We start from the raw sequence: 11833 nt of genomic DNA, 5'->3' as shown, positions 1-11833 counted from the left end.
GGCCCTCAGGTTGGCGGGCTCGCCTCAACGTTCAAAGTTACTCGGGGGCAGACATAGAAAAGCAGCCGAGGGCCGACCCCGGACGGGGTGGCCCTCGGCTGTGACGTTAAGTCCGGCGGCGTCCTACTCTCCCACACCCTCCCGAGTGCAGTACCATCGGCGCTGGAGGGCTTAGCTTCCGGGTTCGGAATGAGACCGGGCGTTTCCCCTCCGCTATGACCACCGAAACAGCTATCAGCAGAACAAACCAGTGTCAGCAACCCACACCCCGACGCAATTGGGGGCTGGTGCTTCTGGTTGTTCGTTTGCTGTGAATCACACAGTGGACGCGCTCATATGTTTAGGGTGGTTAAGCCCTCGGCCTATTAGTACCGGTCAACTGAACCAGTTACCTGGCTTACATCTCCGGCCTATCAACCCAATAGTCTCTTGGGAGCCTTACCCACTCAAGGTGGTGGGATACCTCATCTCGAAGCGAGCTTCCCGCTTAGATGCTTTCAGCGGTTATCCCTTCCGAACGTAGCCAACCAGCCGTGCCCCTGGCGGGACAACTGGCACACCAGAGGTTCGTCCGTCCCGGTCCTCTCGTACTAGGGACAGCCCTTCTCAAGTATCCAACGCGCACGGCGGATAGGGACCGAACTGTCTCACGACGTTCTAAACCCAGCTCGCGTACCGCTTTAATGGGCGAACAGCCCAACCCTTGGGACCTGCTACAGCCCCAGGATGCGACGAGCCGACATCGAGGTGCCAAACCATCCCGTCGATATGGACTCTTGGGGAAGATCAGCCTGTTATCCCCGGGGTACCTTTTATCCGTTGAGCGACACCGCTTCCACACGCAAGTGCCGGATCACTAGTCCCGACTTTCGTCCCTGCTCGACCCGTCAGTCTCACAGTCAAGCTCCCTTGTGCACTTACACTCAACACCTGATTGCCAACCAGGCTGAGGGAACCTTTGGGCGCCTCCGTTACCCTTTAGGAGGCAACCGCCCCAGTTAAACTACCCACCAGACACTGTCCCTCGACCCGATCAGGGCCGCAAGTTAGATACCCAAACCCAACAGAGTGGTATTTCAAGATTGCCTCCACCCGAACTGGCGTCCGAGCTTCACCGGCTCCCACCTATCCTACACAATTAAATTCGGATACCAATGTCAAGCTATAGTAAAGGTCCCGGGGTCTTTCCGTCCTGCCGCGCGTAACGAGCATCTTTACTCGTACTGCAATTTCGCCGGGCCTGTGGTTGAGACAGTGGGGAAGTCGTTACGCCATTCGTGCAGGTCGGAACTTACCCGACAAGGAATTTCGCTACCTTAGGATGGTTATAGTTACCACCGCCGTTTACTGGCGCTTAAGTTCTCCGCCTCGCCCTCACAGGCTAACAGGTCCCCTTAACGTTCCAGCACCGGGCAGGCGTCAGTCCATATACATCGTCTTACGACTTGGCATGGACCTGTGTTTTTAGTAAACAGTCGCTTCCCCCTGCTCTCTGCGGCCATACCACGCTCCACCAGCAAGTGGCTTCACGCGTCCGGCCCCCCTTCTCCCTAAGTTACGGGGGCAATTTGCCGAGTTCCTTAACCACAGTTCACCCGTCGCCTTAGTATTCTCTACCTGACCACCTGTGTCGGTTTAGGGTACGGGCCGCTCAGAACATCGCTAGAGGCTTTTCTCGGCAGCATAGGATCACTGACTTCACCTGAAACGGCTCGGCATCACGTCTCACCCTCAATGGACTACGGATTTGCCTATAGTCCGGGCTACACGCTTACCCCAGGACAACCACCGCCTGGGACCAGCTACCTTCCTGCGTCACCCCATCACTAAACTACTACCACCCGAGATCCCGGACTCCACTCTCGCCGGCCGAAACCATTGAAAGCTTTGCGCGGTTAGTACAAGCAGGTTCGTCTTGGGCGTTCTTTTGCGGGTACGGGAATATCAACCCGTTATCCATCGACTACGCCTCTCGGCCTCGCCTTAGGCCCCGACTCACCCAGGGCGGATTAGCCTGGCCCTGGAACCCTTGGTCATCCGGCGGAAGAGGTTCTCACTCTTCATTCGCTACTCATGCCTGCATTCTCACTCGTGCAACCTCCACGGCTGGGTCACCCCGCCGCTTCCCTGGTAGCACGACGCTCCCCTACCCACCCACACCACTGCACAACAAGACAAGTCCTGTTGCGGATGAATGTGTGAGTGCCACAGCTTCGGCGGTGTGCTTGAGCCCCGCTACATTGTCGGCGCGGAACCACTTGACCAGTGAGCTATTACGCACTCTTTAAAGGATGGCTGCTTCTAAGCCAACCTCCTGGTTGTCTAAGCGACCCCACATCCTTTTCCACTTAGCACACGCTTAGGGGCCTTAGCTGGTGATCTGGGCTGTTTCCCTCTCGACTACGAAGCTTATCCCCCGCAGTCTCACTGCCGCGCTCTCACTTACCGGCATTCGGAGTTTAGCTGATTTCGGTAAGCTTGTAGGCCCCCTAGACCATCCAGTGCTCTACCTCCGGCAAGAAACACACGACGCTGCACCTAAATGCATTTCGGGGAGAACCAGCTATCACGGAGTTTGATTGGCCTTTCACCCCTAACCACAGGTCATCCCCCAACTTTTCAACGTTGGTGGGTTCGGTCCTCCACGCAGTCTTACCCACGCTTCAACCTGCCCATGGCTAGATCACCCCGCTTCGGGTCTAGAACACGCGACTAAAAACGCCCTCTTCAGACTCGCTTTCGCTACGGCTACCCCACACAGGTTAACCTCGCCACGTGCCACTAACTCGCAGGCTCATTCTTCAAAAGGCACGCCATCACCCCGCCGCATTGCTGCAGCTAAGGCTCTGACGGATTGTAGGCGAACGGTTTCAGGTACTATTTCACTCCCCTCCCGGGGTACTTTTCACCATTCCCTCACGGTACTCGTCCGCTATCGGTCACCAGGAAGTATTCAGCCTTACCAGGTGGTCCTGGCAGATTCACAGCAGATTCTAGGAGTCCGCTGCTACTCGGGAACACTGCAAAGAGGCATGCGACTTTCGTATACGGGGCTCTCACCCTCTACGGCCGGCTTTCCCACACCGTTCCACTAACCGCACACTTTGTAACTCTCCACCCCACTGTCAGATGAGGTAAGCAGGTCCCACAACCCCCCACGTGCAACCCCTGACAGGTATCACACACGCAAGGTTTAGGCTCGATCCGCTTTCGCTCGCCACTACTCACGGAATCACTATTGTTTTCTCTTCCTACCGGTACTGAGATGTTTCACTTCCCGGCGTTCCCCTCACACACCCTATGTATTCAGGCATGGATGACACGACATGACTCGTGCCAGGTTTCCCCATTCGGACACCCTGGGATCACAGCTAGGTTGACAGCTCCCCCAGGCCTATCGCGGCCTCCCACGTCCTTCATCGGCTCCTGGTGCCAAGGCATCCACCGTTCGCCCTTGACAACTTAACCACAGAAAACAAGATGCTCGCGTCCACTGTGCAATTCTCAACCAACGACCAACCCACAACCCGAACAGTTCCGTACCGAACCTCGGCGCCGTTACCGGCTCCCACGAGTGGTATACGAAACCAGGTCATGCCTGGCACTGAAATCCCAACCACAACAGGTTGTTCTTTCAGGACCCAACAGGGTGCTCTCTTGTGTCGCCCTCCCCAGCCGCACCAGCTCCTGCGTTCCACACCACCGGAGTGGCTGTACTAGCTGAGCCGGCCGTTGCCGGATCGGACTGGCCAGTGTCTCCGCCTATGAGCACCCCGCCACCACGTTCGGGTGGCGTGGGCTACTGGACCGCTTTCACGGTCGAGTTGCTCCTTAGAAAGGAGGTGATCCAGCCGCACCTTCCGGTACGGCTACCTTGTTACGACTTCGTCCCAATCGCCAGCCCCACCTTCGACGGCTCCCTCCCACAAGGGGTTAGGCCACCGGCTTCGGGTGTTGCCGACTTTCGTGACGTGACGGGCGGTGTGTACAAGGCCCGGGAACGTATTCACCGCAGCGTTGCTGATCTGCGATTACTAGCGACTCCGACTTCACGGGGTCGAGTTGCAGACCCCGATCCGAACTGAGACCGGCTTTTTGGGATTCGCTCCACCTCACGGCATCGCAACCCTTTGTACCGGCCATTGTAGCATGCGTGAAGCCCTGGACATAAGGGGCATGATGACTTGACGTCATCCCCACCTTCCTCCGAGTTGACCCCGGCAGTCTTCGATGAGTCCCCGCCATAACGCGCTGGCAACATCGAACGAGGGTTGCGCTCGTTGCGGGACTTAACCCAACATCTCACGACACGAGCTGACGACAGCCATGCACCACCTGTCACCGGCCCCGAAGGACCCCGCATCTCTGCGAGTTTTCCGGCGATGTCAAACCCAGGTAAGGTTCTTCGCGTTGCATCGAATTAATCCGCATGCTCCGCCGCTTGTGCGGGCCCCCGTCAATTCCTTTGAGTTTTAGCCTTGCGGCCGTACTCCCCAGGCGGGGCGCTTAATGCGTTAGCTGCGGCACAGAGAACCGGAGAGGTCCCCCACACCTAGCGCCCAACGTTTACAGCGTGGACTACCAGGGTATCTAATCCTGTTCGCTCCCCACGCTTTCGCTCCTCAGCGTCAGTATCGGCCCAGAGACCCGCCTTCGCCACCGGTGTTCCTCCTGATATCTGCGCATTTCACCGCTACACCAGGAATTCCAGTCTCCCCTACCGAACTCGAGCCTGCCCGTATCGACCGCAGGCTTGGGGTTGAGCCCCAAGTTTTCACGGTCGACGCGACAAGCCGCCTACGAGCTCTTTACGCCCAATAAATCCGGACAACGCTCGCGCCCTACGTCTTACCGCGGCTGCTGGCACGTAGTTGGCCGGCGCTTCTTCTGCAGGTACCGTCACTTGCGCTTCGTCCCTGCTGAAAGAGGTTTACAACCCGAAGGCCGTCATCCCTCACGCGGCGTCGCTGCATCAGGCTTCCGCCCATTGTGCAATATTCCCCACTGCTGCCTCCCGTAGGAGTCTGGGCCGTGTCTCAGTCCCAGTGTGGCCGGTCGCCCTCTCAGGCCGGCTACCCGTCGTCGCCTTGGTAGGCCATCACCCCACCAACAAGCTGATAGGCCGCGAGCCCATCCCAGACCGAAAAAACTTTCCACACACACAACATGCGTCAGTGTGTCGTATCCGGTATTAGCCCCCGTTTCCGAGGGTTATCCCAAAGTCCAGGGCAGGTTACTCACGTGTTACTCACCCGTTCGCCGCTCGAGTACCCCCGAAAGGGCCTTTCCGCTCGACTTGCATGTGTTAAGCACGCCGCCAGCGTTCGTCCTGAGCCAGGATCAAACTCTCCAACAAAAACTTGGAAAACCGTCCCGGCAACATGTAATGCTGCCAAAGGAATCCACAACCAAACTTCCCGAAAGAAGCCGGCCGGGGTATAACTAATTGGCACTGGCTTATCAAGCACCCTGTTGAGTTCTCAAAGAACAACCACACCCGGCCAACTGCACCGGGGCACTTGCGAAACTTTACTCTGGCTTTTCCTTCCCGTCAAATCCGCGTAATCAGCGGGAAATGACCTTCCGGAATTGCTCCGAGCCCGCAGAAAACTACACCAGCTTTCGCCGGAGCTTTCTCTGGGGTCCTCCAGGACGGCCGCGCCGGGCCTCCGAAGAGTCCCGCTCGCTCGCCCGTCTCCCTGGCGGCTCGGAAAACATTACAGGGCGTGGGCGCCGGCGCCAAATCGCCCCCCTGCGACCCGCGTCACAGCCCTCACCAAGATCAGAACAACCACCCTGGCCCGCCCTCCCAGGGGGCCCCCTCGATCCATTGTCCTCGGGTTTGGGGGAGCGGGTGCGCGGGGCGCGGGTGGGATGTGGACAACTTGCGGCCTGTGGACAGGGCTGGGCCGGCCTGGGACGTGTGGTAGGTGCTCGCGGCGGACCGGCCCAAGCCGGGTGCTCGCGGGCCGGACAACTGGCGTCACCAGCCTCACGCCACATGCACCTGGGGTGAACCACCGAGCCGCCCTGGCCACGCAACGTGAACATAAGGGATAACCGCACCGCCCAAGCCCACGCGACGGTTCGCAGGTGGGACATCCGGACCACGACCACCGAGCCCACGCAGGTGCGTTCGTGGACGGGACAACCGGACCACGACCACCGAGCCCACGCAGGTGCGTTCGTGGACGGGACAACCGGACCACGACCACCCACGCAACGTGAACGTAAGCGGGACAACTCCTACGCCCAAAGCCCACCCCGCGGGTATTCGTGCACGGACAACTGGGTGTTACCTGTCCACACCGCGAGCACGCAGGAAGGGCCACCGGGGCGGCCCGGTTCAAGCAACGTGGACGTAGGCGGGACACCCGACCGCCCGCGCCCGCGTGGAGGTTCTGTGGAGGGACAACCGGGCCGTCCCGCCCACGGCACGGGACACGTGGGCGGGACGGCCGGCCTTACAAGGTCACGCGGTGTACTGCACGCCGGCGAAGGTTCGCTTTCCGCGGCGGAGGACCAGGAACTGGCCGTGCAGCAGGGAGTCGATCGGGGGCACCGCCTCACCGTCGGTGATGCGCTCGTTGTTCACGTACGCCCCGCCCTCGGTGATGGTGCGCCGGGCCTCGTTGGCGCTCGCGACCAAACCCGACTCTTTGAGCAGGGTCGCGTATGTGGGCATCTCACCCCGTACGGGCAAGAGGCCTGCCTCGCCCAGGGCGGCGCGCAGAGTGTCGGCCGAGAGCTCGTCGAGGGAACCTCGGCCGAACAGCGCCTGGCTGGCCGCGATGGCCTGACGTGCCTCGTCGGCGCCGTGCACCAGGGCGGTGATTTCCTCGGCCAGGGCGCGTTGGGCCAGCCGGGCCTGGGGGCGGTCGGCGGTCGCCTTTTCCAGCTCTTCCAGCTCTTCACGGCTCTTGAAGCTGAAGAACCGCAGGTAGTTGTTGACGTCGCGGTCGTCGGCGTTGATCCAGAACTGGTAGAACGCGTACGGGGTGGTCATTTCGGGGTCGAGCCAGATCGCGCCGCCCTCGCTCTTGCCGAATTTGGTGCCGTCGGCCTTGAGCACGAGGGGGGTGGTGAACGCGTGTACGGGGCCGGCCCCGCGGCGGCGTACGAAGTCGACGCCGGCGGTGATGTTGCCCCACTGGTCGGAGCCGCCGAACTGCAACGCGCAGCCGTGCCGCTCGTGCAGCTGGTAGAAGTCGTTGGCCTGCAGCAACTGGTAGCTGAACTCGGTGAAGCTGATGCCGCTCTCGAGCCGGTTGCGCACCACGTCACGGGCGAGCATCTTGTTGACCGGGAAGTGCTTGCCGACGTCGCGCAGGAATTCGATCACCGAGGTCGGACCGGTCCAGTCCAGGTTGTTGACCAGCGTGGCGGCGTTGCTTCCCTCGTACGTGACGAAGGGCGCGAGCTGTTCACGGATGCGCTGGACCCAGCCCTGCACCACCTCGGGCGGGTTGAGGGTGCGTTCGCTGGACTCGCGCGGGTCGCCGATCTGACCGGTGGCGCCGCCGACGAGAAGCAGCGGGCGGTGACCGCCCTTCTGCAGCCGGCTGGCCGTGATGACCTGCATGAGGTGACCGACGTGCAGCGACGCGGCGGTGGGGTCGAAGCCCACATAGAACGTGATCGGGTCGCCGGAGAGTGCCTCGGCCAGCGCGGCCGGGTCGGTCGAGTCCTGGATCAGTCCACGCCATGTCAGGTCGTCTACGAGAGTCACCTGCCGATTGTCCCGCACCGCCCCTCGCGAGAGACAGCGGGTTTGCCGCCGGACGAAACCCGCTGGACGAGACCGGCGAGACGAAACCCGCCGCACGAGACCCGCCAGACGAGACCCGCCGCACGAGACCCGCCAGACGAAACCCGGCCGGTGCGAAACCTCGGCGGGAGCGACATGCTGTACGGATGAGTCGCCTGGGTAGCGGTGCGCCGCCGATTGAGATCTCGAAGAAGAGGGCTGTGGCCCGGCTGGAGGCCGCGCAGGAGCGGTTGCTGCGGTTGCGGCTGATCCTCGGCGGCCAAATCGGCGAGCAGAAGATCGGCCCCCCGCTGACCTGCGTGTTCGAGGGCTGGGACGCGTCCGGCAAGGGTGGCGCCATCAAGCGGTTGGTCGCGCCGCTCGACCCCCGGTTCGTCCGGGTCTCCCAGTTCGCCGCCCCCACGTACGACGAGAAGCGGCACCATTTCCTGTGGCGGTTCTGGCCCAAGCTGCCGGGCTGGGGCGGCATGGCGGTGTTCGACCGGTCCTGGTACGGGCGGGTCCTGGTCGAGCGGGTCGAGGGGTTCGCGACCAAGGAGCAGTGGTCGCGGGCCTACAACGAGATCGTCGAGTTCGAGCGGACGCTGGTCGCCGAGGGCATGATCATTGTCAAGTTCTGGATGCACGTCGACGAGGACGAGCAGCTGCGCCGGTTCTCCGACAGGGCGAACGATCCGCTGCGGCAGTGGAAGCTGACCGAGGAGGACTGGCGCAACCGCGAGAAGCGACCCCTGTACGAGGCCGCCATCGAAGAGATGCTGGAGCGTACGGATCCGACGTGGGCGCCGTGGCACGTGATCCGGGGCAACGACAAGCACTACGCGCGGTTCGCCGTGGTGGAGGCGGTCTGCGACGCGGTCGAGGCCGAGCTACGCAAGCGGGGTCACGAGTTCTGAGCCACGGGTTTGTAGGGCGGCAGCCTCAGCGCGTCACGGATGGTCTGCTGCACCTCGTCGGCCGTGGGGCTGGCGTCGATGTCGTGGACGACTTCCTTGCGGCCGAAGAGCTCGAGCACCGGGCGTGTCTTCTCGTGGTAGTCGCGCAGCCGTGCCTCGAGCGCCTCGGGGGTGTCGTCGGGCCGGGTGACCAGCTCGTGCCCGCAGATGTCGCAGCGGCCCTCGAGCCGGGGACGGTCGGCGATCAGGTTGTAGTCCATGCCGCAGTTCGGGCAGAGGCGGCGGCTGAGCACCCGGCGGCGCACCTCGTCCTCGGCGAGCTCGAGGTGGATGACGCCGTCGATGTCGAAGCTCTCCATGAAGAACTCGGCCTGCCGGCCGTTGCGCGGGAAGCCGTCGACGACGAACCCGTAGTTCCAGTCGTGACGGTGGAGCCGGTCGCGGACGACCGATTCGACCAGGTCGTCGCTGACCAGTTCACCGGCGGCCATCGTACGGCGGACCTGTGCGCCCAGTTTGGTGTGGTTCTTGACGTTCCAGCGGAAGATGTCGCCGACGGAGATGTGCACCAGGTCGAGGTCGCCGCAGAGCAACTCGCTCTGGGTGCCCTTGCCGCTGCCCTGCACTCCCATGATCACGAACTTGCGCATGGTGCCCCTTCTCGATCAGGTCGAACATCGTCACGTGCCCGACGATGATCAGCCGGCCGCGCCGATCCGCAGCGTTCCCGGTGCCGGGCGCCCGGTCAAGGTGGTCGGATCAATGCTCCACGCGCCGGCCACGGCGAGCACGTCCTTCTCCCCCACCAGGACGGTGGTCTCGTCGTCGAGGACTCCGGGCAGGCCGGCGTCGCGTTCGGCCGGGTCGGGCTCGCCGTGCCAGGACGTGACGTCGCCGGTCTGCCCCACATAGCCGAAGGCGCGGATCAGCTCACCCTCGGCGGCGCGTTGCCAGCGGTGCAGCTCGGTGACGCGGTGGGTGGCGAAGAACTGCACCTCGGCGCCGAGCGCGGCGGACAGCGCGACCACGTCGACCGTGGTCTCGGGACGCATCAGATAGCGGCCGGTAGCCAGCACCCACAGCTGGTCGCGGGCGCCGGGCAGCGGCGGGGTGATCGCGACCCGGTCGTCGGTGAGGTGGGCCAGGTCGATGCCGTCGCGCCACCGCACCTCGCCGAGGTCGCGCAGCCCGAGGGCGGCCGGCACGCTCGCGGCGACGCCCTCCCGGCCGTCGGCACGGATGGCGAGCCACGCTTGCTTGCCACCGAAACCGACCATTACGTCTGTTTCCATGACCCCAACGCTATCCGGCCGCCGCGGCGCGTTGTCCACCGATCGGTCGCTGCTCAGCGCCAGCCGTACTCCTGGCGTAGCCGGGCGGCAACCTGGTCGAAGCGGGAACGGTCGAGGATCGCGCCCTCGCGACGGATGCCGTCGTGGTCCACTTCGATCACCCGATCGAGGCGGATCCAGCTGGGGCGTGAGTCGCGGTCCCACTCCCCCGGGCCGAGCGCGAGCCAGTTGAGCTGCCCGTCGCGGTCGCTCTGCGACGAGAGCATGAGGGCCAGGACGTCGTGGCCGTCGCGTCCGACGACCAGCACCGGGCGGTCCTTGCCCTGGGCCGGGTCGTCCTCGTAGGGGACCCAGGTCCACACGATCTCACCGGGGTCGGCGTCGCCGTCCAGGTTCGGCGAGTACTCGATGCGCCGGCCGCGTTCGGCGGTGGGCACGTGCTGGGCTCGGCGCCGCCGCGGGGGTGCGGGACGGCGTACGCGGTCGAGGAGGGACTTCAGAATCTTGGCCACGGCTGCACTCTAGGCTGCGGGCATGACACCGGACATCGAAGCCTGGCGACCGTGGCGGCCGGAGCAGGTGGCCGAGCGTCTCGCCGGGGTCGGGGTTCCCTGGTACGTGGCCGGGGGCTGGGCGATCGACCTGCACCTCGGGGGCGGGCTGCGCGAGCACGAGGACCTGGAGATCGCCGTCCCGCGGGAACGGTTCGAGCCGGTCGCGGGCCGCTTTCCCGAGCTGGCCTTCTACGTCGCCGGGGACGGGAAGGTCGTGCCGGCCACCCCTCAGGCCCTGGCCGAGCAGTATCAGACGTGGGCGTACGACACCGCGGCCGAGGCGTGGCGCTTCGACGTGTTCCGCGAGCCGCACGACGGCGACACGTGGATCTCGCGTCGGGATGCGAGCCTGCGCCGCCCGTACGGGGAAATGGTCTTGACCAGCGAGGACGGGGTGCCCTATCTGAGCCCCGAGGTCGTGCTGCTCTTCAAGGCCAAGCATCGCCGGCCCAAGGACGAGCAGGACTACGCGGCGGTGGCGCCCCGGCTGACCGCGGACCAGCGGAACTGGCTGAACGACGCCCTGGAGCTGGTGCATCCGGGGCACGCCTGGATCAGTTGACGAAATCCTGGGTCATCCAGGTGACGCCTTTGCTGTCGCGCACGATGCTCAGGCCGATGCGCTTGAGGCCGGGGTTGAGCAGGTTCTTGCGGTGCCCGTCGTTCGGCGGCACTTCGGCCAGCATGCTGTCGGTCAGGCCGTTGGCCGCCTGCACCTGGGCCGAGTCGCTGGGACCGCTGGAGCCGTAGCCGATGTTCTCGGCGGCGCCCGACCACTTCACGCCCTGCGCGCTGAACCGGTCGCCGATGCCACCCTCGCCGCGGCATTGGTGCGCGAGGCCGCAGCCGTCGATCATCCGCTGGTTGTGCAGCGCGGCCGCCTGGGACAGCTTGGCGTCGAGGGTGAACGGGGTCAGACCCTCGTCCTTGCGGGCGGCGTTGATGTGGGCCAGCACCTGCTCGAGGACAGGGCCGCTCGTCTCCGGTACGGTCGCCGCCTTGTTGATCTTGGGCTCGGTCGTGGCCTTCGGCGTCTTGCCGGCCGTCTTGTCCGCCGTCGGCTCTGTTGTCTTCTTCGCGGCCTTCTTCGCCGGCGGGGTCGTCGGCAGCGCGGCGGGCGGCGCGGACGACGGCGGAACCGTGGGGCCGGCCTGAAGAGTCCGCTGCTCGGAGGCCTTGCTGACCGGCGTGCCCGTGTCCTTGGTGAGGCCGACGAAGGTGAAGCCGCCGCCGATCACCACCGCGGTGGCCCCGGCCACCAGCGTGTACCGGAAACGGGCGGCAGCGGACATCGGCACGGGACAGGTCACCTCGAGCTCGGGG

General features: G+C 63.9%; 7 protein-coding genes and 3 rRNA genes. 2 read left to right on the top strand and 8 right to left on the bottom strand.

Annotated elements, in window-relative coordinates:
• Positions 1-110: 110 nt before the first annotated feature.
• From rrf to tyrS, 4 genes are all read right to left on the bottom strand, one after another.
• A 5S ribosomal RNA gene (gene rrf / locus C8E87_RS27215) occupies positions 111-227 on the bottom strand.
• A 118-nt stretch (positions 228-345) separates the two neighbouring features.
• A 23S ribosomal RNA gene (locus C8E87_RS27210) occupies positions 346-3468 on the bottom strand.
• A 367-nt stretch (positions 3469-3835) separates the two neighbouring features.
• A 16S ribosomal RNA gene (locus tag C8E87_RS27205) occupies positions 3836-5356 on the bottom strand.
• Together the 16S, 23S and 5S rRNA genes form the textbook arrangement of a ribosomal RNA operon.
• A 1116-nt stretch (positions 5357-6472) precedes the next feature.
• On the bottom strand, positions 6473-7729 hold the full coding sequence (gene tyrS / locus C8E87_RS27200) for a tyrosine--tRNA ligase (protein ID WP_203721030.1): 1257 nt from the start codon (positions 7727-7729) through the stop codon (positions 6473-6475).
• A gap of 185 nt (positions 7730-7914) precedes the next feature.
• Here tyrS and C8E87_RS27195 point away from each other — a divergent pair, with 185 nt between their 5' ends.
• Positions 7915-8664: a polyphosphate kinase 2 family protein gene (locus tag C8E87_RS27195; RefSeq protein ID WP_133875722.1), complete on the top strand. Its 750-nt coding sequence runs from the start codon at positions 7915-7917 to the stop codon at positions 8662-8664.
• Here C8E87_RS27195 and C8E87_RS27190 read toward each other — a convergent pair.
• From C8E87_RS27190 to C8E87_RS27180, 3 genes are read right to left on the bottom strand one after another with little or no spacing between them, the layout of a single operon-like run.
• Positions 8652-9314 (bottom strand): adenylate kinase family protein, encoded by a 663-nt coding sequence (locus C8E87_RS27190; protein WP_133875721.1) that lies wholly within the window; start codon positions 9312-9314, stop codon positions 8652-8654. The genes C8E87_RS27195 and C8E87_RS27190 overlap by 13 nt on opposite strands.
• Positions 9315-9362: 48 nt before the next feature.
• The gene (locus C8E87_RS27185) at positions 9363-9956 is read right to left on the bottom strand and encodes a hypothetical protein (protein ID WP_133875720.1); all 594 of its coding nucleotides are present in this window, start codon (positions 9954-9956) and stop codon (positions 9363-9365) included.
• Positions 9957-10009: 53 nt separating this feature from the next.
• Entirely contained in the window at positions 10010-10468 is a 459-nt protein-coding gene (locus C8E87_RS27180) for a type II toxin-antitoxin system PemK/MazF family toxin (protein WP_133875719.1), read from the bottom strand.
• Positions 10469-10490: 22 nt separating this feature from the next.
• Between C8E87_RS27180 and C8E87_RS27175 the strand changes: the two genes are divergently transcribed.
• Positions 10491-11072 (top strand): nucleotidyltransferase domain-containing protein, encoded by a 582-nt coding sequence (locus tag C8E87_RS27175; protein ID WP_133875718.1) that lies wholly within the window; start codon positions 10491-10493, stop codon positions 11070-11072.
• On the opposite strand, the gene C8E87_RS27170 is transcribed toward C8E87_RS27175, so the two are convergent.
• Entirely contained in the window at positions 11065-11802 is a 738-nt protein-coding gene (locus tag C8E87_RS27170; protein WP_239080734.1) for a CAP domain-containing protein, read from the bottom strand. The genes C8E87_RS27175 and C8E87_RS27170 overlap by 8 nt on opposite strands.
• Positions 11803-11833 lie beyond the last annotated feature (31 nt).

The sequence above is a fragment of the Paractinoplanes brasiliensis genome (assembly GCF_004362215.1).
Lineage (GTDB): Bacteria > Actinomycetota > Actinomycetes > Mycobacteriales > Micromonosporaceae > Actinoplanes > Actinoplanes brasiliensis.
The sequence above is the reverse complement of the archived record's forward strand: the minus strand, read 5'-3'. Positions and strand labels throughout refer to the sequence as shown.

Bases quoted from the DNA above. Each gene is read 5' to 3' on its own strand.
- C8E87_RS27170 (WP_239080734.1), bottom strand. From the start codon at position 11,802: ATGTCCGCTGCCGCCCGTTTCCGGTACACGCTGGTGGCCGGGGCCACC.
- C8E87_RS27190 (WP_133875721.1), bottom strand. From the start codon at position 9,314: ATGCGCAAGTTCGTGATCATGGGAGTGCAGGGCAGCGGCAAGGGCACC.
- C8E87_RS27195 (WP_133875722.1), top strand. From the start codon at position 7,915: ATGAGTCGCCTGGGTAGCGGTGCGCCGCCGATTGAGATCTCGAAGAAG.
- C8E87_RS27175 (WP_133875718.1), top strand. From the start codon at position 10,491: ATGACACCGGACATCGAAGCCTGGCGACCGTGGCGGCCGGAGCAGGTG.
- C8E87_RS27185 (WP_133875720.1), bottom strand. From the start codon at position 9,956: ATGGAAACAGACGTAATGGTCGGTTTCGGTGGCAAGCAAGCGTGGCTC.